We start from the raw sequence: 24,146 nt of genomic DNA, 5'->3' as shown, positions 1-24,146 counted from the left end.
ACCAACGGTCGTCACCCACCAGTTCGTTGCGGTCGTCACCCACCAGTTGGTTGCGGTGGTCACGACCACCGGTCACATCCTGCGCGGCGCTCCGTCTTGGGACACAATCCCCGCAGGAGCGCCGCCCATGACCGCAACAGCCGCCAGCCTCGATGACACCCTGCACCGCGAGCTGCCTGCCGCGGCTGATGGCTGCCAGCATGCGTACGGGCGCATCGTGGTGGCCTGCCAGAACACGGTGACCGCCATCGCCCTGGCCATCACCCGCGACCGCCACGCCAGCGAAGACATCGCGCAGGAAGCGTTCGTGCGCGCCTGGCAGCAGCTGCGCCAGCTGCGCAATCCCTCCAGCTTCATGCCGTGGCTGCGCCAGATCACCCGCAACCTGGCCCGCGATTGGCTGCGCAGCCAGCGCGGCCGTCCGCTTTCGGGCGAAGCAGCAGAGCTGGCGATCAACATGGCCGCCGATCCCGCCCCCGGCGCGGCCGACCGCCTGCTGCGCATCGAAGAAGAAATCGCCGCCGAGGACATCATCTCCGCGCTGCCCGAGGAGAGCCGCGAAGTGCTGCTGCTGTACTACCGCGAAGGCCAGCGTTCGCAGCACGTCGCCAGCCTGCTCGGGCTCAGCGATGCGGCCGTGCGCAAGCGGCTTTCCCGCGCCCGTGGCATGGTGCGCGAAGGCCTGCTGCAGCGTTTCGGCGAGTTCGCGCGCAGCAGCGCGCCCGGTGCAGCGTTTGCCACCACGGTGGTGTCGATGCTGATGGTGGCCGCTCCGGGAACCGCCAGCGCAGCGATCGTGGCCCTGGGTACCGGCGTGGGCGTGGGCGGCAGCAAGCTCGGCCTGGGCGGTGCCAGTGCCTCAGCGGGAACGGCGATGGGGTCGCTGACCGCCGCGGCGGGCCAGTTTCCGGGCTTCGTCGACCACGTCAACGTGGGCGCGATGGTCGGCGCGGTGGTCGGCGGGACGGCCTTCAGCTACCTGGGCGGGCGCTACCTGATGTCGTTCGCGGAGTCACCGCAGGAACGCGCGCAGATCCGGCGCTTCGTGCACCTCAACACCTTCACCGCGCTGGTGGTCTGCGTAACGGTATTGGTGCTGTCACTGCTGGCACTGCCGGCGTGGGTGGGCCTGTTCGCCCTGTCCGCGGGCCTGTCGCTGGTCTGCTGGCAGTGCCTGGTGCCGCTGCGGCGGATCATGCAGCCGCTGATCGACCGCGATGCCCAGCGGCGCGGGCTGCAGGGCCAACGCAACTGGAAATACGAAGCGCTGTACGGCAAGCACGGCATGATCGGCGCGGCCTTGGCGGCCTTGCTCATGGTGGGCTGGCTGTTGTGGAGAAACGGCGCGCTGTAAGCCGAAGCGGTGACGACCAGAGGCCGTCACCGCACTCGAAACCCGGTTGTGACGGCCGCTGACCGTCAATCTTCCATGGGCCGCTGGCCGTCAGTCCTGCAACGGCCGCGCCGGACCCTGCGGCCCGTGGCCCCCATGGCGCGGGCCACGCATCGGGCCCTTGGCCGCGTCGAACTCGGCCTTGCTCAGCTGGCCATCCTTGTTGGTGTCCGCCGCGGTGAACCAGGCATCACGATGCTGCTTCATGCGCAGCTCGCGGTCGGCCTTGTCCAGGTAGCCATCCTTGTTGATGTCCATCTGGTCGAAGCGCCCGGCCAGGCGCGGATCGGCGGCGGCCTCCTGGCGGCTGATGCGACCGTCCTTATTGGTATCCAGACGGGCCAGCTGCTCGGCATGGCCACGCCCCGGGCCACGATGCCCGTGCTTGCCGCGCGGCCGTTCTTCACGGGACAGCTTGCCGTCCTTGTTGCTGTCCAGCTGGTCGAAGCGCGCGGCCAGGCGCGGGGCGGCAGCGGCTTCAGTGCGATCGATGAAACCATCGCTGTTGGTGTCCAGCTTGACCGGGCGCTGCGGCGCCGGCGGCGCATCGGCAGCCAGGGCGATACCGGTGGCGGAGGTGCTCAGCAGCAGGGCCAGCAGCAGGGGGGTACGCAGGGTCATGGGGTCACTCCAGTAGAAGGGGACGGGGTGTTTTTCAATCACCCTCGAAGCACAACAACGCGTGGGCGCGGCCACGGTTGACGTCGGCCCCGGGCGTGTTCATTTGGCAGACAGTCGCGGCCACTGCGACAGCCGGACGTTATGCTGTGGACATGGCGATACACGGCGACCGCGACGACGACCTGAGGCTGTTCCAGACCGGCGAGCACCCCTGCGGCTACTGGCCGGAGCGGACCGCGCGCGATCTGGTGCTGGACCCCCATGACCGCCGCCTGGGTGGCCTGTACCCGATGGCGCTCAGCTGGGGCTTCCGCCGCAGTGGCGACCTGGTCTACCGCCCGCATTGCGCCCAATGCCACGCTTGCGTGGCGGTGCGCATACCCGTGCAGCGCTTCGCCCCGGACCGCAGCCAGCGCCGCTGCGTGGCGCGCAACGCCGACCTGGAAGTGCGCATCACCGCCGCCGCCCCGCGCGAGGAACTGTTCGCGCTGTACCACCGTTACCTGGCCCATCGGCATGCCAACGGCGGCATGGATACCCACGGGCCCCACGAGTTCGAGCAGTTCCTGATCGGCAGCTGGTCGCGTACGCGTTTCCTGGAAATCCGCCTGCCGCCGCCGCACGGTGGGCCAGGCGAGCTGATCGGCGTGGCGGTCACCGACGTCACCGAGCAGGGCCTGTCGGCGGTCTACACCTTCTTCGACCCGGACCATGCACAGCGCGGGCTGGGCACCTTCGCGATCCTGCAGCAGGTGGCCTGGGCACAACGCGAATCCCTGTCCCACCTGTATCTGGGCTATTGGATCCGCGACCACCTGAAGATGGATTACAAGCGCCGGTTCCGCCCGCTGGAAGCCTACGACGGCCGGCGCTGGAACGAATTCGATGGCGAACTGGCCGGACGCTGACAAGCCGCTGACACAGGCGCCGGTGCACAATACCGGCCATGAAAATTCCAGCCTTCAGCCTCCCCGCCCTGACCGTCGCCGTGGCCCTGCTGTGCAGCGCCTGCGCCCAGACCCCCGAGCGTGCCGCCGCGATGCCTGATGCCTCTACCGCCCTGCGCCTGGCCACCTACAACACCTCCCTCTACTCCGACCAGGCCGGCGGGCTGATCGCCGAGCTGGAAGGCGACAGCGCGCACGCGCGCAAGATCGCCGCGGTGCTGCAGCAGGTGCGCCCGGACCTGGTGCTGCTCAACGAGTTCGACTACGACGATGCGCACCGCGCCGCTGATCTGTTCCAGCAGCGCTACCTGGCCGTGGCCCAGCCTGGTAGCGGTGAGCCGCTGAACTTCGCCTACCGCTATCTCGCTCCGGTCAACACCGGCGTGCAGAGCGGGCTGGACCTGGACAACAACGGCGAAGTAGGCGGCGAAGGCCGCGCCCGTGGCAACGACGCGTGGGGCTACGGCCTGCACCCGGGCCAGTACGGCATGCTGGTGCTGTCGCGCTATCCGATCGACGAAGCCCAGGTACGCAGCTTCCAGCTGCTGAAGTGGAACACCCTGCCCGGCGCGATCCGCCCGATCGACCCGCGCACCGGCAAGAGCTTCTATTCCGATGCGGTGTGGTCGCAGCTGCGGTTGTCGTCCAAATCGCACTGGGACGTACCGGTGCGCACGCCGTCGGGCGTGGTGCACGCGCTGGTATCCCACCCTACTCCGCCGGTGTTCGACGGCCCGGAAAAGCGCAACGCCGCGCGCAACCACGACGAACTGAAGCTGTGGCAGGAGTATCTGTCAGCCGGTGAAAAGCCGTGGCTGTGCGACGACCAGCAGCGCTGTGGCGGTCTGGCGCAGGACGCCCGCTTCGTGATCCTGGGCGACCTCAACAATGACCCGGTGGATGGCGATGGCCGCCACGAAGGCATCCTGGAACTGATCGAAAACCCGCGCGTGCTGCGCCATGCCACCCCGTCCAGCATCGGCGGCGAGCAGACCAGCCTGGCCTACGCCGCCAAGGGCATCAGCCGTCGCGGCGCCCCGCAGCACGCCACCGGCGATTTCGGCCCGAAATCCGGCACGATGCGGCTGGACTACGTGCTGCCCTCGGTCGGCTTCGCCTACATCGGCGGCGGCGTGTTCTGGCCGGCCGAAGGCACGGACGAAGCAAAGATCGCCGACGGCAGCGATCACCACCTGGTCTGGGCCGACGTGAAGTAAGTCAGGGCTTCAGGGTGACGCCGATGGCGGCGGCGGCATCGCGGGCGATCGCGCGGGCCTGGTCGGTGCTGTCGGCCCGCGCCAAGGTAACGCCAACGCGACGGTGGCCGTGCACGCTCGGCTTGCCGAACAGGCGCACGGCGGTGTCCTGCACCTCCAGCGCGGCGGCGACATCGGTGAAGTACGGCACGCCTTCGCCGTGGGCCAACAGCGCGCAGGACGCGCTCGCTCCGCCCTGGCGGATCACCGGGATCGGCAGGCCGAGGATCGCGCGCGCGTGCAGTGCGAACTCGCTCAGTTCCTGCGAAACCAGGGTCACCAGTCCGGTGTCATGCGGGCGCGGCGACACTTCGCTGAACCACACCTCGTCGCCCTTCACGAACAGCTCCACGCCGAACAGTCCCCAGCCGCCGAGGTCATCGGTGATGGCCCGGGAAATCTCCTCGGCGCGCGCCAGCGCCGCAGCGGACATCGCCTGTGGCTGCCAGCTTTCGCGGTAATCGCCGTCCTTCTGCAGGTGGCCGATCGGCGCGCAGAACGAGGTACCACCCGCATGCCGCACGGTCAGCAGGGTGATTTCGTAATCGAAATCGATGAAGCCCTCGACGATGCAGCGTCCAGCACCAGCGCGGCCCCCGGTCTGCGCATACGCCCAGGCCGGGGCGATGTCAGCCTCGCTGCGCAGCGTGCTCTGGCCCTTGCCCGAAGAAGACATCACCGGCTTGACCACGCACGGCAGGCCGATCGCCTGAACGGCGGCGGTGTACTCCGCTTCGGTGTCCACGAAGCGATACGGCGAGGTCGGCAGGCCCAGCGTTTCCGCCGCCAGCCGGCGGATGCCTTCGCGGTCCATGGTCAGCCGCGCAGCGCGCGCGGTGGGCACCACGCGCAGCCCCTGTTCCTGCTCCAGCTGCACCAGCGTCTCGGTGTGGATGGCCTCGATTTCCGGCACTACCAGGTGCGGTTTTTCCAACGCGATCAGCTCGCGCAGGGCCATCGCATCCAGCATGTCGATCACGTGCGCGCGGTGCGCCACCTGCATCGCCGGCGCGTCGGCGTAACGGTCGGCGGCGATCACTTCCACGCCCAGGCGCTGCAGCTCGATGGCCACTTCCTTGCCAAGTTCGCCCGATCCCAGCAGCAGGACACGGGTGGCGGAGGGGGACAACGGGGTTCCAAATGCGGACATGGCGGCGTTCCAGCGTGGAGGTGAAGGCGGGTGGGCATTCTAGCCGGTCGCCCCCTGCCTGCCGACGGACGGCACTTGCAGACTGATATCAATTTGATATCTTCCGATCCGGACCCTCAAGGATGTGCCGTCATGAAAGAGAAGCCGCTCCGCTCCCTCAACGGCCTGGCCGTGCTGGCCGCCGTTGTGCTCATCGCCGGCCTTGCCGGCCTGGTGTTCCTGCTCGGCGCCACGGGCGCGAACGGAATGCGCCCCGCCCCGATGCTTCTGCTGGGCTGCGTTCTGGTGATGCTCCTGGCCCTGCTGTCATTGGCTGGCCTGTACACCGTGCAACCCAACCAGGCTGCGGTGCTGAGCCTGTTCGGCAAGTACGTCGGCACGGTCAAGGACAACGGCCTGCGCTGGAACAACCCGTTCTTTTCCAAGCGCCGGGTCAGCCAGCGCGTACGCAATTTCGAAAGCGGCAAGCTGAAGGTCAACGAGCTGGACGGCAGTCCGATCGAGATTGCCGCGGTGATCGTGTGGCAGGTGGTGGACGCCTCCGAGGCGGTCTACAACGTGGACGACTACGAAAGCTTCGTGCATATCCAGTCTGAGTCCGCGCTGCGTGCGATGGCCACCAGCTATCCGTATGACCAGCACGAAGAAGGCCAGCTGGCCCTGCGCAGCCATGCCAGCGAGATTTCGCTGCACCTGAGGAACGAACTGGCCGAACGCCTGGCCGATGCCGGCGTGCAGATCATCGATGCGCGCATCAGCCACCTCGCCTATGCCGCGGAAATCGCCCAGGCCATGCTGCAGCGCCAGCAGGCCAATGCGGTGATCGCCGCCCGCACGCGGATCGTCGCCGGTGCGGTGGGCATGGTGGAAATGGCACTGGCCGAACTGCAGAAGAACGGCGTGGTGCAGCTGGACGAAGAGCGCAAGGCGCACATGGTGAGCAACCTGCTGACCGTGCTGTGTTCCGACCGCGGCACGCAGCCGGTGGTCAACGCCGGTTCGTTGTACTGAGCCGTGTTGACGGTGCCCTGCCGGCCGCGAGCCGGAACCAGCCGTTGATCCAGGAGTATCCATGAGCGAGAAGAAAGCCTATCCACTGCGCATCAACGCCGATGTCCTGGCCGCGACGCAGCGCTGGGCCGACGACGAGCTGCGCAGCCTCAACGCCCAGATCGAATACATGCTGCGCGATGCATTGCGCAAGGCCGGACGGCTGCCGAAACCCACCTCTTCGCAGGAGAGCAAGGAATGAGCAGGAACCTGGGCAGGCGCGCGCCGCGCATGTTGGTCGCCACCACGCTTTCGCTGCTGGCCGGGATCGCCACCGCCACCGAACCGGCGCAGGTGGCCACGCAATTGCTGGACCACCTGCAGGCCGGCCGCGTGCAGGACACCGCCGCCATGCTGACCCCGGCGATGGCCGCTGCCGCCCCGGCTGATCGTCTGCAGGTGCTGTGGAATTCACTGGGCGAACTGCAGCAGCGCGGCCAGCCGACGGTGAGCGAGCAACAGGGCATGCATCTGGTGGAGGTGCCGTTGCGCTTTGCCGCCGCGGCGGTCAACGCGCAGGTCGCAGTGGATGCACAGGACCGGGTCGCCGGCCTGCTGCTGCGCCCGGCAGCGGCCGAAAAAGCGGCTCCGCCACCGGCCGATGCGAACTACCGCGAGCTGGATTTCAGCGTGCCGCAGGCACGCGGCGCGTTGCCGGGCACGCTGGCCCTGCCCAACGGCAAGGGCCCGTTTCCGGCCGTGGTGCTGGTGCACGGATCCGGCCCGCAGGATCGCGATGAAACCATCGGCGCGAACCGGCCCTTCCTGGACATCGCGCGGGGCTTGGCCGCGCGTGGCATTGCCGTGCTGCGTTATGACAAGCGCAGCAAGGCGCGGCCGCAGGATTTCCAGCAGCCGTTCGATGTCGACGACGAAACCACCGACGATGCAGTCGCCGCGTTGACCGCACTTGCTGCCGATCCGCGCATCGATGGCCAGCGTGTGTTCGTGCTTGGCCACAGCCAGGGCGGCATGCTCGCGCCCCGCATCGCCACGCGCTGGCCGCAGGCACGCGGGGCGATCCTGTGGTCCGCCCCCGCGCGCAGCCTGCTGGACCTGCTGCCCGAGCAGAACCGTTACCTGTTGAACCTGGATGGCAGCATCAGCGCAGTGGAACAGGCGTTCCTGGACACCCTCGATACACAGATCGCCGCGGCGCGCAGCGCCACACCGGCCGCCGCCAGCGCGCTGCCGTTGGGGGTGCCGCAGCACTTCTGGAAGAGCATTGAAGCGGTGGACGCACGTGCCGACGCCAAGGCCCTGCGCAAGCCGCTGCTGATGCTGCACGGCGGCCGCGATTTCCAGGTATCCGACACCGACTGGACGCTCTGGCAGGAGGCACTGCAGGGACGCAGCGATGTGCATTGGAAGCGCTACCCGTCGCTGAACCATATCGGCATCGCCGGCAGCGGCCCCGGTTCGCTGAAGGAATACACCCAGCCCGGGCAGGTCGATCCGCAGCTGATCGACGACGCCGCACGCTGGATAGAGGCGCAGCGATGAGCGGCGGCAGTGATCCCCGGCGCTTCGCGGTCAGTGATGGCTCGCCACTGCGGCTGCTGTGGATCATCGCGCCGTTGCTGCTGTTCGTCGGCCTCACCTTCTATCCCCTGCGGCAGCCTGTCGAAGCCGGCGCGATGCCGTTCGCGGTCACGCTCACCCCGCCCTACTTCACCCTGCACGGCAGCGCAGCGTGGAGCCTGGCCATCGCCGTGCTGCTGACCGTGCTGCTGTGCTGGCTGTTCTTCCGCCGCCGGGTGGAGCTGGATGGCAACGTGCTGAGCGTCCATTCCACGTTCTACCGAAAGCGCACCCCGGTGGAGCAGATGGACCTGCCGAACGCCGCCGTGGTCGACCTGAAACAGGAAAAGCGGCATGGCCTGCGCCACAAGATCAACGCCTACAGCATGCCGGGCTTCCACTCCGGCCACTATCGCCTGCACGGCGGCGGCAAGGGCTTTGCGCTGGTGACCGACGTGCACCGCGTGCTGGTGATTCCGGTGCGCGACGGACCAACCCTGTTGCTGAGCCTGGCCGAACCGCAATCGCTGCTGGACGCGCTGCGCCGGGCCGCCACGCCTCGCGGCCGTCCGCGCTAAGCTGGGCACATGTCCAGATCCCTGCCCCTGCTGCTCAATACCGACGCCATCGAAGCGTGGCCGGCCGCGCTGCTGCGCGCCCGCGGCAACGCCGATGCGCGCCTGCTGGCGCGTGCCCGCTGGGTGCTGCGGCGCAAACGCGATGGCCGCTACCTGGCCGCCATCTTCGACCACGGCGTGCACTCGCTGATTCCACACCTGCCACAGGAACCCGGTGCCGCCGAGGCACTGGACGCGCTGTCCTGGCTGAACCCGCAACGCGGCAGCGGGCCGCTGGAGCAGCGGCTGCTCTCACCCCAGGGCCTGCACGAACGCCTGCAGCAGCTGGGACTGGACGCCGATGCGTATGCCGCCAACACCGGCCTGGCACTGGAAGCCGAGCCGGTGCTGCTGCACTTCGCCGGGCGCGACCGCTTTGGCCGGCCGCTGTGGCTGCGCCGTGGTGCAGCGCAGGCGTGGCGTCGCATGCGCCTGCAGGCGGCACGCGAAGGCATCGCCCTGGATGCGATTTCCGGCTACCGCAGCCACGATTACCAGCTGGGAATTTTCGAACGCAAGCTGGCCCGCGGGCAGCGCGTGGCGGAGATCCTGAAGGTCAATGCCGCGCCCGGATTCAGCGAGCACCACAGCGGAATGGCGCTGGACATCGGCACGCCCGGGGATCCGCCGGCCGAGGCATCGTTTGAAGAGACCGCGGCGTTCGCGTGGCTGCAGGAGCACGCTGCATGGCACGGGTTCCGGATGAGTTATCCGCGCGGGAATCCGCATGGGATCGTGCATGAGCCGTGGCATTGGCGTTGGTGCGGGAGCTGAAGAGCGTGACGACCAACGGTCGTCACCCACCAAGGGCAAAGAGCGTGACGGCCAACGGTCGTCACTACCGGGTTGGTCAGTCCTGGGAGCGGTTGGTCTTGATGGCCGGGCCTTCGGTGAAATCGGCGATGCGCCACAGGTACAGGCTGGCGTAGGTGCGGTAAGGCCCCCACTTTTCACCGCGCAGGGCGAGCGCCTTCGGCGTGGGCATCAGTTCGGCTTTGTCCACGCGCTGGGCGCCCTTGCGGATGCCCAGGTCGTCCAGCGGCAGGATGTCCGGGCGGCCCAGCCGGAACATCAGCATCATCTCCACCGTCCAGCGGCCGATGCCGCGCACCGGCACCAGCGCCTGGATGATCGCCTCGTGTTCCATCACCGCCATCCGCCGCAGGCTGGGAATCTCCCCGGCCGCTTCGCGCAGCGCCAGGTCCCGCAGCGCCAGCGTTTTGTTGCCCGATACCCCGCATGCACGCAGCGCGACGTCGTCGATACGGCCCAGCGTGTCCGCGTGCAGACGGGTACTGCCGATGGCCGCCTCCACCCGCCCCACGATCGTCGAGGCGGCCTTGCCGCTGAGCTGCTGGAACAGGATCGCCCGGGCCAGCGCATCGACGGGATCAAACGGTTTCCGCCACCCCTCCGGCGTCGGCAGCGGACCCAGGCGGCGCATCCACGCCGCCAGCCGGCGGTCACGCCGGGCGAGCCAGTCGTGCGCCTGTTCGACGTCGAAGCCACGCGCGAAGCGGGGCATGGCTCAGCGCCTCAGCGCATCGATGGCCACCAGCACCCAACCCAGCATCAGCGCCATGCCACCCACCGGCGCCAGCCGCGTGGACCACTGCCACAGCGCATTGCCGGCCAGGCTGCCAGCGAACAGCAGCGTGCCGAGCAGGATCACGTACAGCGCCAGCCGACCGAACAGGGCCGTGGCGCGCGGCCCCAATGCCGCCAGCACCGCGCCGTGGGCGAAGGCATACAGCGCGGCCATGTTGAGGTGCTGCTGGGCCAGGGGTTCGCCGACCCCGTGCGAGGCATAGGCGGACAGGCCGATGGAAGCCGCTGCCAGCAGTGCACCGAGGCAGGCAAGCAACGAGGGCCTGCGCGCGCGTCGATCAATCGCAAACATGTCCACTCCCTTTCCAGTCGTGCCAAAAAAAAACGCGCCGCAAGATGCGGCGCGTTTTTGTTTTCTACGTTACATCAGGCGTCCAGATTTACTTGACGGCCCAGTAGATGTCATACGTGCCTTCCGGAGTGAAGGACTTCTGCACGCCACCATTCCAGGTTTCGTACGGACGGTCGATCACTTCGTTGCCGCCGGTCACCGACCAGGCGCGCAGTGCATTGCGGGCAACGTCCAGGCCAGCCACGTGACCGGTGTAGGTCGCATGGGCCGAACGGTGCGGAGCAACGCGGACGTACTTCACCGGGGCGCCACCATCGATCTTGACCGCCAGCTCTTCGGCCGGCACGCCTTCGCTACCCTTCTTCTTCACCGGCTGGGCGACGTCGAAGGCGTACTTCTCGGCACCGAAATCGGTGGTGATGATGCGGAACGGGCCGACGGCTTCGAGGTCGTTGGCCTCCATCACGCGCTTGATCCATTCCTGGTTGTCAGCGATGGACTTGGTGATGGTGGCTTCGCCACGATCCACGTTGCCCGCGGTGACCACCAGCAGGTCTTCGGCCGGGACATCGACGATGGCCAGGTCGTTCAGCGGTGCTTCGGCGGTGCGGTAGTCCACGTTCGGCACGGTGGCCAGCATGTTCGCCATGCGCGACAGACCCATCTTCAGGTCGTCACCGATGTGGCGGCTGACGTACAGGCCGGCGTAACGACCGAACAGGTCGAAGCCATACTTGACGTTGTACTCCTGGGTGATCTTGACGTTGCGGCCATCCTTGCCGGTCGGCTCCAGGATGAAGGCAGTCGTCTTGTCATGACCCTTGGTGGCGTCTTCGATGGCGATGGCGACGCGCTTGTTCTGCTCGCTCTCGGTGATCTTCCAGGTGCCGTTGCCCAGGTCCTTGGACGTGTAGTCCAGGGTGGCGCCGACGCCGGCAGCCGGGCCGGAGAACTTCAGGTCGGTAGCGGGATCACGCAGCAGGAGGGGGTTCCAATCCTTGAAGCGACGCAGGCTGTTGACCGTGTCGTACACGATCGTCATCTTGCGGTTGGTCTCGATGCTTTCCGAAATATGGCGCTCGCCCGGGAGGACCACGCCAATGATGACGAACAGGCCAGCCACGATCCCCAAGGCGATCAGGAACTCGATAATACGGGTCATTCAGAAGTCTCCGGGGCCGATCCCACGGCCGGGTTGAGTGAAGCGAAGCGCCAATCCTAGCAGCTTCGTTGGCTTTGTTGATCTGGTTTGGACCACCGGTTTCCGCGTCGACAACCGATTTGTACAGACAAGGGGCCGAAGGGTAGCGCACATGGGCCACCCACCAGTAGGGGGCAGACGGAGGTTACCGGTCCATGTTATCGGTAAACCCCCGCCGTTGAACGATTTTCAGACCAATTGAAGCTCGAATGCCTTGAGCACGGCACGGGTCCGGTCGCGCACGCCCAGTTTGGACAGGATATTGGACACGTGGTTCTTGATCGTGCCCTCGGCCACGCCCAGCGAATTGGCGATTTCCTTGTTGGAGAAACCACTGGCCATCAGCCGCAGGATCTCGGTTTCGCGGTCGGTCAGCGGATCCGGGCGGTCCAGGCTGACGAACTCGTTGCGCATGTGCTCCAGCCCGGACAGCAGCCGCTGGGTCACCGCCGGCTGCACCAGCGAACCGCCTTCGGACACGGTGCGGATGGCCCCCACCAGCTGGTCCAGGGTCACGTCCTTGAGCAGGTAGCCCTTGGCGCCGGCCTTCAGCCCGGCCAGCACCAGCTGGTCGTCGTCGAAGGTGGTCAGGATGATGGTCGGTGGCAGCTGCTCCAGCTTGGACAGCATCTGCAAGGCCTCCAGCCCGGACATGGCGGGCATGCGCATGTCCATCAGCACCACGTCCGGCTTGACCTGCGGAATGATCTCCACGGCCTGGCGCCCATCGGCCGCCTCGGCGATCACCTCGATGCCATCGTCCAACGCCAGCAGTGAGCGGATCCCCTGCCGCACCAGGGTTTGGTCGTCGACCAGGCAGACGCGAATCATCAACGAACTCCTTCAGGTGCGGTGCTCAGCGCCAACGCCGGGACACCAGGAACCGAGGCACGCAGGCGGAAGCCCTGTCCCCGATGGGTTTCAATCTGCAGCTCGCCACCACATTGTTGCAGGCGCTCGCGCATTCCGCGCAGGCCGTTGCCCACCATGATGCCATCAGCGCCGTTTCCATCGTCACGCGCCTCCAGGCTGACCCCGCCGGCTTCGCGGCGGACGGTGATCCACAGGTTGCGCGCGCCGGCGTGGCGCACCGCATTGGTGATGATTTCCTGGGTGCAGCGCAGCAGCACGTGGGCCCGCTCGGGGTCTTCCACGTTCAGCGGACTGGGCACGTCCAGGTGGACGTCCAGCGAGGGCACGCGCTGGGTCAACGGGCGCAGCGCCGCCGCCAGGTCGATCGCCCCGCTGTCGCGCAGCTGGCTGACCGCCTCGCGCACGTCGGTGAGCAGCAGCTTGGCCAGGGTATGCGCCTGGTGCACGTGCTCCTGGGCCCGGCCCTCGGTGATGTGGCCGGCCACTTCCAGGTTCAGGCTGAGCGCGGTCAGGTGATGGCCCAGCAGGTCGTGCAGTTCGCGGGAGATCCGCGTGCGCTCGTTGACCCGCGCACTTTCAGCAAGCAGCACGCGGGTGGCGCGCAGTTCGGTATTGAGCTGTCGCTGCTCCTCGCGGGCGTCGGTCTGCTGCCGCGCGACCAGGCTGGTCACGAAGATGAACATGGAGAAGCCGCCATACAGCAGCGACTGCATGACCGCTTCGAACAACGGAAACCTCAGCAGTACGTAGTAGACAGGGGCCACCGCCAGCTGGCTGACCAGCAGCCACAGCACCCCATAGCGGGCCGGCAGCATCCACGGAATCACCCCGGCCGCCACCATCATCAGGATGCTGCCGAGCCCGGAACCGCTGAGGAAGCTCACCCCCAGCGCGGAAATGGTCAGCAGCACCAGCATGCCGCGATCAAGCCAGCTGGCATGGCCCCCGCTGCGCAGGTCGCGGGTCAGCCGGAAGTAGGCCCCGCCGAATACCAGGTAGGCGGCGAACAACAGCACCGCCCCGCCGTTGTCGCTGGCCGGCCGACGCAGGTTCTCGATCTGCGAGTAAACCAGGGGAAGACCGACCATGACCCAGGTGAACAGGCCAGCCAGACGGAGGACACGGGTATGACTGAGGGCTCCCAACATCCCTGCATCTTAGGCTGAACCTGGCCTGCGTCACTCCCACGGAAGTCATGCCCCGGTTTCCCCCGGTCACGCGCCCCCCATGCAATAATCAGTGGGAAGGGCCCGGCAACGGGCAACATGCACCACCCCACGGAGTCTCAATGTCGATTGTCATCCGCGACGTGCGCGAGCATGAGCTCGATTCCGTCCTGGCCTTGAACAACAACGCCGGTCTGGCGATCCTGCCGTTGGACGCGCACCGGCTGCACCTGTTCTATGAAACCGCCGAGTATTTCCGCGTCGCCGAGCGCGACGGCAACCTGGCCGGCTTCCTGATCGGGTTCGGCAGTGAAAGCCAGCACGACAGCAGCAACTTCGCCTGGTTCAAGCAGCAGCTGCCCAGCAGCTTCTTCTATATCGACCGCATCGTGGTGGCCAGCCGCCGCCGCGGTGGTGGCGTGGGCCGGGCGTTCTACGCCGATGCGCAGAGCTATGCCGAACTGCGTTATCCGCAGATGACCTGCGAGGTCTTCCAGGACCATGGCGCCGATGCGGCGCTGCTTTTCCACGGCAGCTTCGGCTTCCGCGAACTGGGCCAGAACACCATGCCGCACGTGGATGTCCGCGCCAGCATGCTGGCCAAGGAACTGTGCAGCTATGCCTGGGTGAGTGACACCTACGGCGGCAAGCTGCCGGACGTGGCATGGGCGCGCGGCCGGCAACGGCCCACCCCCGCCCAGCAGCCGACGGGTACTTGAGGTGGCGGTGAACATGGATTACGAACAGGCCGGTGAACTGAAGATCGGCCAGGTAGGCATCGCCAACCTGCGCATCCGCACGATGGATGTGGAGCGTCTGGTGCAGGAAATGAACGAGCGGGTCAACCGCGCGCCCAAGCTGTTCGGACGCGCGGCGGTGATCCTTGATTTCGGCGGCCTGAGCCGCACCCCGGACGTGGCCAGCGCCAAGGCGCTGCTGGACGGGCTGCGTGGCGCCGGCGTGCTGCCGGTGGCGCTGGCCTACGGCACCTCGGAGATCGAACTGCTGTCCCAGCAGCTGGGCCTGCCGCTGCTGGCCAAGTTCCGCGCACAGTACGAACGCGCCGACGCCGAGCCGGCCCCGCCCCGTGCAGCGCCCCCGGCGGCTCCGGCGCGCGAGCCGCGCCGCGCCGCGCCCGCTGTCGCCGCACTGGCCGCCGCGCCGGCCCCGGGTGAACCCCCCAAGCCGGGCCGCATGCAGCTGGCCAACGTGCGTTCGGGCCAGCAGCTGTACGCTGAAAACTGCGACCTCACGGTGATGGGCACGGTCGGCGCGGGCGCCGAAGTGATCGCCGATGGCAGCATCCATATTTACGGCACCCTGCGCGGACGCGCGCTGGCCGGTGCCCAGGGCAATACCGCGGCGCGTATTTTCTGCCGCGATTTCCATGCCGAACTGGTGGCCATTGCCGGCCACTACAAGGTATTGGACGATGTACCGGACAACCTGCGCGGCAAGGCCGTGCAGGTCTGGCTGGAACAGGACCAGATCAAGATCGCTGCGCTGGATTGACTTTGTCGCAGCCCCAACCAGAACAAGAGCAGGAGAAGTCCTTTGGCTGAAATCATCGTAGTCACCTCCGGCAAGGGCGGCGTCGGCAAGACCACCACCAGCGCAAGCCTTGCCTGCGGCCTGGCACGTCGTGGCAAGAAGGTGGCGGTGATCGACTTCGACGTCGGCCTGCGCAACCTCGACCTCATCATGGGCTGCGAGCGCCGCGTGGTGTACGACTTCGTCAACGTCGTGCATGGCGAAGCCACCCTCAAGCAGGCCCTGATCAAGGACAAGCGCTTTGACAACCTGTATGTGCTGGCTGCCTCGCAGACCCGCGACAAGGATGCGCTGACCCAGGAAGGCGTGGGCAAGGTCCTGAAGGACCTGGCCGCCGATGGCTTTGAATATGTCATCTGCGATTCGCCGGCCGGCATTGAAAAGGGCGCGTTCCTGGCCATGTATTTCGCCGACCGCGCCGTGGTGGTGGTGAACCCGGAAGTGTCTTCGGTGCGCGACTCCGACCGCATCATCGGCCTGCTGGATTCGAAGACCCACAAGGCCGAGAACGGCCATGACGTGCCGGCCTTCCTGCTGCTGACCCGCTACACCCCGGTGCGCGTGGAAGCCGGCGAGATGCTGAGCATCACCGACGTGGAAGAAGTGCTGGGCCTGAAGGCGATCGGCGTGATCCCCGAATCCGGCGATGTGCTCAATGCCTCCAACAAGGGCGAACCGGTCATCCTGGACGGCGAGTCACCGGCCGGCCAGGCCTATGACGATGCCGTCGCGCGCATCATGGGCGAAGACCGCCCGATGCGCTTCACCGCCGTGGAGAAGAAGGGCTTCTTCAGCAAGCTGTTCGGAGGGTAAGCATGGGCCTGTTCGATTTCCTGAAAGCCAAGAAGACCACCGCCGAGACAGCGAAGAACCGCCTGCAGATCATCATCGCGCAGGAGCGCAGCCACCGCGGCGGTCCCGATTATCTGCCGCTGATGCAGCGCGAGCTGCTGGAAGTGATCCGCAAGTACGTCAACATCGATGTCGATGCGGTCAAGGTCGACCTGGTCAAGGACGGACAGCACGACGTGCTGGATATCTCCGTCGCCTTGCCGGAAGGGCCTGAAAAGCCCTGATCCCCTGCCCTGCCCGCGCCAGCCGCGGGCGGGGTTCCTGCTCGATGCCATGAACGAACCCGCCCCCGAACCATCGGTCACCCGCGTCGGCGACATCGCCTTCGACGATGCCGCGCGCCTGCTGTCCGGGCATGGCCTGCACCTGCACCACGTGGCCGCCGGGGCGCCGATTCCCGGCAGTTACTGGGGCGAGCCCGAAGCGGGCATCATCGCCAGCGATGTCTACGTACGCGATGACACACCCGTGCATTCAATGCTGCACGAAGCCTGCCACCTGATCGTGCTGCCGCCGGAGCGGCGTGCGCTGGTGCATACCGACGCCACCGATTCGGTTCCCGAAGAAGATGCGACCTGTTACCTGCAGATCGTGCTGGCGGCGGAGCTGCCGGGAGTGGGCAGCGCGCAGCTGATGGCGGACATGGATGCGTGGGGGTACACGTACCGCTTGGGCTCCACGCAGGCGTGGTTCGAGCACGACGCGGAGGACGCGCGCGCGTGGTTGGTCGAGCGGGGGTTGTTGGTCGGCTGAGCTGTGCTTCGAGTTACGTGGACTGCGAGCGCGCGGGCGGGGCGGGCTGCACGGGACGCGCCGCAAGTACGTCCGTGTAGGCTACGTCGCCGCATCCCTGCGGCTCAGTGTCCCGTGCAACCTGCCCCGCCCGCGCCTGCCAGCTCAGCGCGACCGGTGGGGAAAAAGAAGAGCAAGAGCGGTAGCGCCGAGCCATGCTCGGCGGCTCTTTGCTGACGGCCACGGATGGACTCCGCCGAGCACGGCTCGGCGCTACCTGCTTCTGTTTTTTTCTTTCCCCTCTCCGGCGCGATGCTGGCTCGCCGGGGGAGGCGGGGGTCGGCGGGACACTGAGCCGCATGGATGCGGCGACGTAGCCTACAGGGACGTACTTGCGGCGGGTCCCGCTGATCCCCGCCTCCCCCGGCGCCCCATGCAAACAGACAAAAAACTACTGCCCCGCCAACGCCCGCAACGTGATTCCCACCACGTACGCCAGGTACGTGCCGGTCGCATACCCCATCGTGCCCAGCAGCACGCCCACCGGCGCCAGCGCAGGATGGAACGCCGCAGCCACCACCGGCGCCGATGCCGGCCCACCGATGTTGCTCTGCGAACCGATGGCGAAGTAGAAGAACGGCACGTGCAGCAGCTTGGCCAGCAGCCACAACAGCACGATGTGTACCGCGATCCAGATCAACCCCAGCGCGAACAACCACGGACGATCCAGCAGCGCCACCAGGTCCATCTGCATGCCGATGCAGGCAATCAGGAAGTACAGCAGCAGCGAGCCCACCCGCGAGGCGCCCACGCCCTCCAGCGTGCGCGCGCGGGTGAAACTCAGGCCCAGGCCCAGCGTGGTCGACAACACCACCACCCACACGAACGGCGCGTCCAGGCTGAACTGCGCGGCCCAGCTGACATGCAGCTTGAACCAGGCCGCCAGTGGAGCGCCGATGGCGTGCGCCAGGCCGACACCGCCGAAGGCCACCGCCACGATCGACATGAGGTCGGTGAGGGTGGGAATGCGCTCGTGCTCGGCCTGGAACCGCGCGATCCGCTCCTTCAACGCATCGATCGCGGAGGTATCGGCGCCGCTGCGTGCATCAATCTTCGCCGAGCGACCGGCGAGGAAGATCAGCACCGCCATCCACACATAGCCCACGCCCACGTCCACCACCGCGAACTGGCCGAAGGTGGTCGCATCGACGTCGAACACTTCGCGCATCGCCAGCATGTTGGCACCGCCGCCGATCCAGCTGCCGGCCAGCGCCGCCATACCGGCCCAGGTGTCGCCGGCCACGGTTTGCGGATGCAGCGCGCGCATCAGCAGGAACGCCACCACCGCACCGAGCATGATGCTGGCCGAAGCACCCAGGTACATCAGCACCAGCTTCGGGCCCAGCCGCAGGATCGCCTTGATGTCCACCGCCAGGGTCAGCAGTACCAGTGCCGCCGGCAGCAGCACGTCACGCGCGATCGGGTTGTACAGCCGGGTGTTCTGGCCATCGATCAACCCGACCGTGTTGTAGATGCCGGGCAACAGATAGCACAGCAGCAGCGCCGGCACGAAGGCATAGAAGCGCTTCCACGGCCCCTGCTGGCGCGACGCGGTCCAGAACACGGCACCGAGGGTGGCGGCGATCAGGCCGAAGACGACGATGTCGTTCTGGATCAAGGGAGTCGAGACCATGCCAACCCAGGGGGTAGCGCCGCGCCATGCCCGGCAAGCGCAGCGGTGAAAAAAGACGCCGAGCAGCGCGCGGCGCTACGGAAACCAAAAACGCCGCCCCGGGGGGCGGCGCTTCAACGCGGCTTACTGGCCGATGTGCTGCTTCAACCAGGCGTTCACCGTGTCATGCCACAACACGCTGTTGGCCGGCTTCAGCACCCAGTGGTTCTCGTCCGGGAAGTACAGGAACTTGGAGTCGATGCCCTGCCGCTGCGCGGCGGTGAACGCCGCCAGCCCCTGCTCGACCGGGATGCGGTAATCCAGCTGGCCGTGGATGATCAGGATCGGCTTCTTCCAGTCCGCGACATGGTTGACCGGGTTGAACTTTTCGTAGTTGGCCGGCTTGGCGAACGGCGTACCGCCCTGCTCCCACTCGGTGAACCACAGCTCTTCGGTGGCATAGCCCATCATGCGCTGGTCGAACACACCATCGTGGTTGACCAGGCACTTGAACGGGCTGTTCCAGTTGCCGGCGATCCAGTTGACCATGAAGCCGCCGTAGCTGGCGCCGAGCGCGCAGGCCTTGTCGCCGTCCAGGAACGCATACTGCTTCAGCGCCGCATCCCAGCCCTTCTGCAGGTCTTCCAGCGGACGGTCGCCCCAGTGCTGGCTGATCGCATCGGTGAAGGCCTGGCCGTAGCCGGTGGAACCGTGGAAGTCGATCATCACTACCGCGTAGCCCTGGCCGGTATAGGTCTGCGGATTCCAGCGGTAGCTCCAGCCATTGCCGAAGCTGCCCTGCGGGCCACCGTGGATCAGGAACGCCACCGGGTACTGCTTGCCTTCCTGATAGTCGTGCGGCTTGACCACGTAGCCGTGCACGGTGTCGTTGTTCCAGCCCTTGAACTCGAACTGTTCGTAGTCACCGAAGGACACGTCCTTCAGCACGTCACCGGCTGCGGGGGTCAGCGCGCGCAGCTCGCCGATCGGCTGGCCGGCGGCCGGCAGCATGCCGACCAGCACCTGGTCGTTGCTCTTCAGGCTGTTGCGGGTGATGGCCACGCTGTTGCCGGCCACGTCCACGGCGGTCACGCTGCCATCGCCGATCAGCTTGTCGACCTTGCCACTGGCCACGTCCACGGCGAACAGCGGGTGCTCGCCCAGCTCATCGGCGGTGGTGTAGAGGGTGCTGCCATCGGCGGACAGCACGATGCCGCCGGCCGAACGATCCCAGTCCGCAGCGATCTCGCGGGTCTTGCCACTGGCCAGGTCCATCGCCATCAAACCAAAGCGGTCCGCTTCGAAGCCCGGGCGCTTCATCGCGCGGTAGAACAGGGTCTTGCCGTCAGCGCTGAACACCGGGCCGGCATCCCAGGCCGGGTTGGCGGCCGTCAGGTTGACCGGTGCCTGTTTGCCTGCCGCGTCGAAGCGGTACAGATCGAAGTTGGTGGACCACGGTTCTTCGCGGCCGGCCACGCGGATGCTGGCGACGACGCTGGTGCCATCCGGCGACCAGGCGAAATCATCATTGCCACCGAACGGCTTGGACGGCGCGTCGCCGGCCAGGGTGGCGCTGAGCGCGGAGGCGCCCTTTACCCCGGCGGCCTTGCCGGTCGGCAGCGGCGCCACGAACAGGGTGTTGCGGCGGCCATCGTTCCAGGTGTCCCAGTGGCGCACGAACATCGAATCGAACACCTGGCCGCTGGCCTTGGTGCCCTTGATCGCAGCCAGCTTCTTTTCGGTGCAGGCCAGGTCCGAACCGCAGTCCTGGAAGACGCCGGCGCTGAACAGCACGCGATCGTCCTGCGGAGACACGTGGTAACTGTCCACGTCCACCGGGAAATCGGTCAGCTGGCGCGGCGTGGTGCCGTCCAGTCCCTGTGCGTACAGCTGCTGGCTGCCGTTCCTGGCGCTGAGGAAGTACACGGTGCGGCCATCGGCCGACAACGAAGCGGAGTTGACGTTCCAGCCGCTCGGGGTCAGCTGCTTGGGCGGTGCGGCATCGCGGGTGCGCAGGTTGCGCACGAACAGCGCATTGCTGGCCTTCTGTTCGTTGTCCACGCTGCGCTTGGCGAACACCACGCTGCCGCCATCGGCCGTCAGCACCGGCGAGGAAACGCGGTCCAACGCGATCAGGTCGCGGACATCGAGGCCGCGGGCAGCAGCCACGGACGGCAGCGCCGCGAGCAGGCTCAACGGCAACAAGGCATGACGCAGTTTCATCGGGTACTCCGCGGGACGGCAAAACGTCGATGGTAGGCCCCGGCACGGCAGCGTGCCAAGGCCATCGGTCATGCCTGCGGCCCGGAAAACGCCGGGCCCGGCCCGGCGCTTCCCCGCTTCCCGCAACGCCGATCAGCCGGCGTTGGCCTTCTTGCCAGTGCGGTAGATCAGCCAGCCGACCAGGAACAGCACGGCCAGGCCGATCCACTGCGCGGCCGGCAGCGTGAACGGCACCGCCAGCACGTCGGCGCGGCCGCTGACCACGATCGGCACCGCGATGGCGATACCCATCAGGGCTTCACCGGTGATCAGGCCCGCGGCGAACAGCACGCCCGGCTTGTGCACGCGGTCGCGGCCTTCTTCGTCATCGGCACGCACCTTGTGGAAGCGCTCCACCAGGTAGGAAATCAGGCCACCGAGGAAGATCGGCACCATCAGTTCCAGCGGCAGGTAGATGCCGATCGCGGCAGCCAGCACCGGCACGCGGAAGCGCTTGCCGGTCTTCTTCAGCCACTCGTCCAGGGCGATGATGGCCGCACCGACCACCGCACCCATCATGATGAAGTTCCACGGCAGTTCGCCGCCGAACAGGCCGCGCGCCACCGACGCCATCAGGTTGGCCTGCGGGGCCGCCAGTGCGTTCGGGTGTTCCGGAGTCGGTGCGCCGATGCCGTAGGCGGTGGCCAGCAGGTTCAGCACCGGGGCCATGATCAGCGCGCATGAAAACGCGCCGATGCCCAGCATCAGCTGCTGCTTCCACGGCGTGGCGCCGACGATGTAACCGGCTTTCAGGTCCTGCAGGTTGTCACCGCCGACCGCCGCCGCGCAGCACACCACCGCACCGATCATGATCGCCGCCACCGCGCCCAGCGGCGCACCGAAGGCGCCCACCGGGGTCAGGCCATCCTTGCCCAGCAGCAGCACCAGCACCGCCGAAGCGAACAGGATGGTGGAGATGGTGATGCCCGAAACCGGGTTGTTGGACGAGCCGATCAGGCCGGCCAGGTAGGCCGACACGGAAACGAACAGGAAGCCGGCGACGATCATGATGATGGTCATCGGGATCGACACGTGCCACTGGCCGACGATGGCCTGGTACAGCGCCAGCAGTGGCAGGGTGAAGGCCACCAGGGCCACCAGCATCCACTTCATCGGCAGGTCGCGCTCGGTCTCGGCCAGCGCCGGGCCGGTGCTCTTGCGGGCTGCGGCGAAGCCACTCTTGACCCCGCTCAGCAGCGACTTGCGCAGCGAGAACAGGGTCCAGATGCCGCCGATCAGCATCGCGCCGACGCCGAGGTAGCGCATCTTCGCGCCCCAGATGGCGAACGCCGCATCGGTGGAGGAGGCGGTGGCGATGGACGCGGCCAGCGCCGGGTCGGTCTGCAGGAAGAACGCCTGGTAGACCGGGATGGCGATGTGCCAGGTGAGGATCGAGCCGGACACCACCACGATGCCGACATTCAGGCCGACGATGTAGCCCACGCCGAGCAGCGCCGGCGACAGGTTGGTGCCGATGAAGGCGGTGATCTTCGAACTGCCCAGGTAGGCCGAGGTGGCCCAGGCATCGGGGATCAGGCGCATGCCGCTGGCCGCGGCGACCTTGACCACCGCGCCGATCACCGCGGACAGGCCGAGGATCTTCAGGCCCGGACCGGGATTCTCGCCGGCCTTGAGCACTTCGGCCGCCGCCTTGCCTTCCGGGAACGGAAGCGGATCTTCAACGATCATCGAGCGCCGCAGCGGCACCGAGAACAGCACGCCCAGCAGGCCACCGAGGCCGGCGATACCCAGCACCCACCAGTACTTGAAGTCCGGCCAGTAGCCCATGATCACCAGCGCGGGGATGGTGAAGATCACACCGGCAGCGATCGACGAGCCGGCCGAGGCACCGGTCTGGACGATGTTGTTTTCCAGGATGGTGCCACCGCCGAGCAGGCGCAGCACGCCCATGGAGATGACCGCTGCGGGAATCGCGGTGGCGATGGTCAGGCCTGCGAACAGGCCCAGGTAGGCGTTGGCGGCCGACAGCACCACGGCCAACACGATGGCAAGCACCACCGCGCGGAACGTGAGCTGCTTGGGCGCAGCGACGTTGTTCATTGAAGCCCCTGATACGAAAAAATCCCTGCAACGCTAGCGTCCGGCCTGCGGCAAGTCCAGCACGCCAGCGCCCCGCCCTCGCGCGGGCCGAGGCTGAAATGATATGTTATATCCTTTCCAGACCCCTTCCAGCGCGCCCGCATGCCCCCATCTGTCTCCACCCGGCTGGCCTCCATCGACCAGCTGCGCGGCACCGTGATGCTGCTGATGCTGCTCGACCACGTCCGCGAAACGTTCTTCATGCAGCATCAGGTCAGCGACCCGATGGACGTGACCACGGTGTCCCCTGCCCTGTTCGCCTGCCGCCTGTTGGCCCACCTGTGTGCCCCGGTATTCGTGCTGCTGACCGGCCTGTCGGCCTGGCTGTACGGCCAGCGCCAGGCTGACCCGCGCCGCGCCATCGCCGGTTTCCTGTTCAAACGCGGCCTGTTCCTGGTGGTGCTGGAGCTGACACTGGTCAACTTCGCATGGACCTTCCAGTGGCCGCCGGACACGATCTACCTGCAGGTGATCTGGGTGATCGGCCTGAGCATGATCGCGCTGGCCGGACTGGTCTGGCTGCCGCGCAGCGTGCTGCTGCCGCTGGCGCTGCTGCTGGTGGCCGGGCACAACCTGCTCGATGGCGTGCACGTGCAAGGCAACTGCGTGCTGGCCACGCTGTGGAAAGTGCTGCACCAGCGCGACTGGATCGTGTTCGGCGATGCGCTGCGCCTGCGCACCTCCTACCCCCTGCTGCCGTGGATCGGGGTGATCGTGCTGGGCTACCTGATGGGGCCGTGGTTTGCGGCCACGCGCCCGCCGGCACAGCGCCAGCGCTGGCTGCTGTGGGCCGGCTGGGGCGCGCTGGCGGCGTTCATGCTGCTGCGGGCGCTGAATGTCTACGGCGATGCGCCGTGGCAGTTGCAGCCCACCACGCTGCAGACGCTGATGGGCATTTTCAACGTCACCAAGTACCCGCCTTCGCTGCTGTTCCTGCTGGCCACCCTCGGCGTGGGCCTGCTGCTGCTGCGCCTGTACGAAGTGCCCGCCGTGGCCGCCGCGCTGCAGCCGCTGGCCCGGATCGGTGCGGCGCCGATGTTCTTCTACCTGCTGCACCTGTATGTGCTGAAGCTGATGTACCTGGCCGCGCTGGCGCTGTGGGGACCCACCAACGGCGCGCTGTTCGCGGTGGAATCGGTGGCCGCGCTGCTGCTGATCAGCATCGCCCTGGCGCTGCTGCTGTACCTGCCGACCCGGGCCTTCGCCGCGCTCAAGGCACGCCGTCGGGATATCGCCTGGCTGCGCTATCTGTGAGGACGGCTGGCACTTTTCGCGCATCCGC

Annotated in this window: 24 protein-coding genes; 14 read left to right on the top strand and 10 right to left on the bottom strand. The window is 67.2% G+C overall.

Translation table 11 applies throughout. The annotated features are described in order from the left end of the window. The first annotated feature begins 127 nt into the window (after positions 1-127). Positions 128-1,354 (top strand): RNA polymerase sigma factor, encoded by a 1,227-nt coding sequence (locus H9654_RS11835; RefSeq protein WP_191771000.1) that lies wholly within the window; start codon positions 128-130, stop codon positions 1,352-1,354. Between the two features lie 90 nt (positions 1,355-1,444). Here the strand turns inward: H9654_RS11835 and H9654_RS11830 are convergent, their stop codons facing one another. Beyond that, positions 1,445-2,014: an EF-hand domain-containing protein gene (locus H9654_RS11830; RefSeq protein WP_191770999.1), complete on the bottom strand. Its 570-nt coding sequence runs from the start codon at positions 2,012-2,014 to the stop codon at positions 1,445-1,447. Between the two features lie 152 nt (positions 2,015-2,166). On the opposite strand from H9654_RS11830, the gene H9654_RS11825 reads away from it, so the two are divergent. Next, positions 2,167-2,922, top strand: a complete 756-nt coding sequence (locus H9654_RS11825) for an arginyltransferase (RefSeq protein WP_191771008.1) — start codon at positions 2,167-2,169, stop codon at positions 2,920-2,922. Between the two features lie 38 nt (positions 2,923-2,960). Beyond that, on the top strand, positions 2,961-4,178 hold the full coding sequence (locus H9654_RS11820) for an endonuclease/exonuclease/phosphatase family protein (protein WP_191770998.1): 1,218 nt from the start codon (positions 2,961-2,963) through the stop codon (positions 4,176-4,178). Between the two features lies 1 nt (position 4,179). Here H9654_RS11820 and purT read toward each other — a convergent pair whose 3' ends face one another. Then, positions 4,180-5,367, bottom strand: a complete 1,188-nt coding sequence (purT, locus tag H9654_RS11815) for a formate-dependent phosphoribosylglycinamide formyltransferase (protein ID WP_191770997.1) — start codon at positions 5,365-5,367, stop codon at positions 4,180-4,182. A 246-nt stretch (positions 5,368-5,613) separates the two neighbouring features. Here purT and H9654_RS11810 point away from each other — a divergent pair, with 246 nt between their 5' ends. The 5 genes from H9654_RS11810 to H9654_RS11790 all read left to right on the top strand — a co-directional run bounded on the left by H9654_RS11810 (position 5,614) and on the right by H9654_RS11790 (position 9,329). Continuing rightward, the gene (locus H9654_RS11810) at positions 5,614-6,378 is read left to right on the top strand and encodes an SPFH domain-containing protein (RefSeq protein ID WP_406833474.1); all 765 of its coding nucleotides are present in this window, start codon (positions 5,614-5,616) and stop codon (positions 6,376-6,378) included. Between the two features lie 61 nt (positions 6,379-6,439). Beyond that, positions 6,440-6,619, top strand: a complete 180-nt coding sequence (locus tag H9654_RS11805; protein ID WP_191770995.1) for a type II toxin-antitoxin system antitoxin — start codon at positions 6,440-6,442, stop codon at positions 6,617-6,619. Next, positions 6,616-7,920 carry an alpha/beta hydrolase family protein gene (locus H9654_RS11800; RefSeq protein WP_225212017.1) on the top strand — a complete coding sequence of 435 codons (1,305 nt, stop codon included), beginning with the start codon at positions 6,616-6,618 and terminating at the stop codon, positions 7,918-7,920. Before H9654_RS11805 ends, H9654_RS11800 begins: the two co-directional genes overlap by 4 nt. After that, positions 7,917-8,516: a PH domain-containing protein gene (locus H9654_RS11795; protein ID WP_191770994.1), complete on the top strand. Its 600-nt coding sequence runs from the start codon at positions 7,917-7,919 to the stop codon at positions 8,514-8,516. Before H9654_RS11800 ends, H9654_RS11795 begins: the two co-directional genes overlap by 4 nt. Positions 8,517-8,525: 9 nt before the next feature. After that, positions 8,526-9,329, top strand: a complete 804-nt coding sequence (locus H9654_RS11790) for a M15 family metallopeptidase (RefSeq protein WP_191770993.1) — start codon at positions 8,526-8,528, stop codon at positions 9,327-9,329. 76 nt (positions 9,330-9,405) lie between these two features. Here the strand turns inward: H9654_RS11790 and H9654_RS11785 are convergent, their stop codons facing one another. The 5 genes from H9654_RS11785 to H9654_RS11765 all read right to left on the bottom strand — a co-directional run bounded on the left by H9654_RS11785 (position 9,406) and on the right by H9654_RS11765 (position 13,677). Then, a complete protein-coding gene (locus H9654_RS11785; protein WP_191770992.1) occupies positions 9,406-10,080 on the bottom strand; it encodes a DNA-3-methyladenine glycosylase family protein in 675 nt (224 codons plus the stop codon). 3 nt (positions 10,081-10,083) lie between these two features. After that, entirely contained in the window at positions 10,084-10,455 is a 372-nt protein-coding gene (locus tag H9654_RS11780) for a DUF423 domain-containing protein (protein WP_191770991.1), read from the bottom strand. Between the two features lie 88 nt (positions 10,456-10,543). Beyond that, positions 10,544-11,617, bottom strand: coding sequence for a polyketide cyclase (locus tag H9654_RS11775; RefSeq protein ID WP_101100195.1), 1,074 nt, complete (start codon positions 11,615-11,617; stop codon positions 10,544-10,546). A 228-nt stretch (positions 11,618-11,845) separates the two neighbouring features. After that, positions 11,846-12,487, bottom strand: a complete 642-nt coding sequence (locus H9654_RS11770; protein WP_042615166.1) for a response regulator — start codon at positions 12,485-12,487, stop codon at positions 11,846-11,848. Continuing rightward, positions 12,487-13,677 (bottom strand): sensor histidine kinase, encoded by a 1,191-nt coding sequence (locus tag H9654_RS11765; RefSeq protein WP_042615167.1) that lies wholly within the window; start codon positions 13,675-13,677, stop codon positions 12,487-12,489. The genes H9654_RS11770 and H9654_RS11765 overlap by 1 nt, the downstream gene beginning before the upstream one ends. Positions 13,678-13,817: 140 nt before the next feature. On the opposite strand from H9654_RS11765, the gene H9654_RS11760 reads away from it, so the two are divergent. From H9654_RS11760 to H9654_RS11740, 5 genes are read left to right on the top strand one after another with little or no spacing between them, the layout of a single operon-like run. Next, a complete protein-coding gene (locus tag H9654_RS11760) occupies positions 13,818-14,414 on the top strand; it encodes a GNAT family N-acetyltransferase (protein WP_191770990.1) in 597 nt (198 codons plus the stop codon). Positions 14,415-14,427: 13 nt separating this feature from the next. After that, positions 14,428-15,207: a septum site-determining protein MinC gene (gene minC, locus H9654_RS11755; protein ID WP_191770989.1), complete on the top strand. Its 780-nt coding sequence runs from the start codon at positions 14,428-14,430 to the stop codon at positions 15,205-15,207. Between the two features lie 42 nt (positions 15,208-15,249). Beyond that, positions 15,250-16,059, top strand: coding sequence for a septum site-determining protein MinD (gene minD / locus H9654_RS11750; protein WP_042615169.1), 810 nt, complete (start codon positions 15,250-15,252; stop codon positions 16,057-16,059). A gap of 2 nt (positions 16,060-16,061) precedes the next feature. After that, the gene (gene minE / locus H9654_RS11745; protein ID WP_042615170.1) at positions 16,062-16,322 is read left to right on the top strand and encodes a cell division topological specificity factor MinE; all 261 of its coding nucleotides are present in this window, start codon (positions 16,062-16,064) and stop codon (positions 16,320-16,322) included. Between the two features lie 49 nt (positions 16,323-16,371). Then, positions 16,372-16,851, top strand: coding sequence for a hypothetical protein (locus H9654_RS11740; RefSeq protein ID WP_101100193.1), 480 nt, complete (start codon positions 16,372-16,374; stop codon positions 16,849-16,851). Between the two features lie 430 nt (positions 16,852-17,281). Here the strand turns inward: H9654_RS11740 and H9654_RS11735 are convergent, their stop codons facing one another. From H9654_RS11735 to H9654_RS11725, 3 genes are all read right to left on the bottom strand, one after another. Next, entirely contained in the window at positions 17,282-18,523 is a 1,242-nt protein-coding gene (locus H9654_RS11735) for a DUF819 family protein (protein WP_191770988.1), read from the bottom strand. A 123-nt stretch (positions 18,524-18,646) separates the two neighbouring features. Beyond that, on the bottom strand, positions 18,647-20,725 hold the full coding sequence (locus tag H9654_RS11730; protein WP_191770987.1) for an alpha/beta hydrolase family protein: 2,079 nt from the start codon (positions 20,723-20,725) through the stop codon (positions 18,647-18,649). A gap of 132 nt (positions 20,726-20,857) precedes the next feature. Further along, positions 20,858-22,825 carry an OPT family oligopeptide transporter gene (locus tag H9654_RS11725; RefSeq protein WP_042614664.1) on the bottom strand — a complete coding sequence of 656 codons (1,968 nt, stop codon included), beginning with the start codon at positions 22,823-22,825 and terminating at the stop codon, positions 20,858-20,860. Positions 22,826-22,966: 141 nt separating this feature from the next. Between H9654_RS11725 and H9654_RS11720 the strand changes: the two genes are divergently transcribed. Beyond that, positions 22,967-24,118, top strand: a complete 1,152-nt coding sequence (locus H9654_RS11720) for an acetyltransferase domain-containing protein (protein ID WP_191770986.1) — start codon at positions 22,967-22,969, stop codon at positions 24,116-24,118. Positions 24,119-24,146 lie beyond the last annotated feature (28 nt).

The organism is Stenotrophomonas lacuserhaii (genome assembly GCF_014836545.1).
In the GTDB taxonomy this organism is placed as follows: domain Bacteria; phylum Pseudomonadota; class Gammaproteobacteria; order Xanthomonadales; family Xanthomonadaceae; genus Stenotrophomonas; species Stenotrophomonas lacuserhaii.
This window is presented reverse-complemented; position numbering and strand designations above follow the sequence as displayed.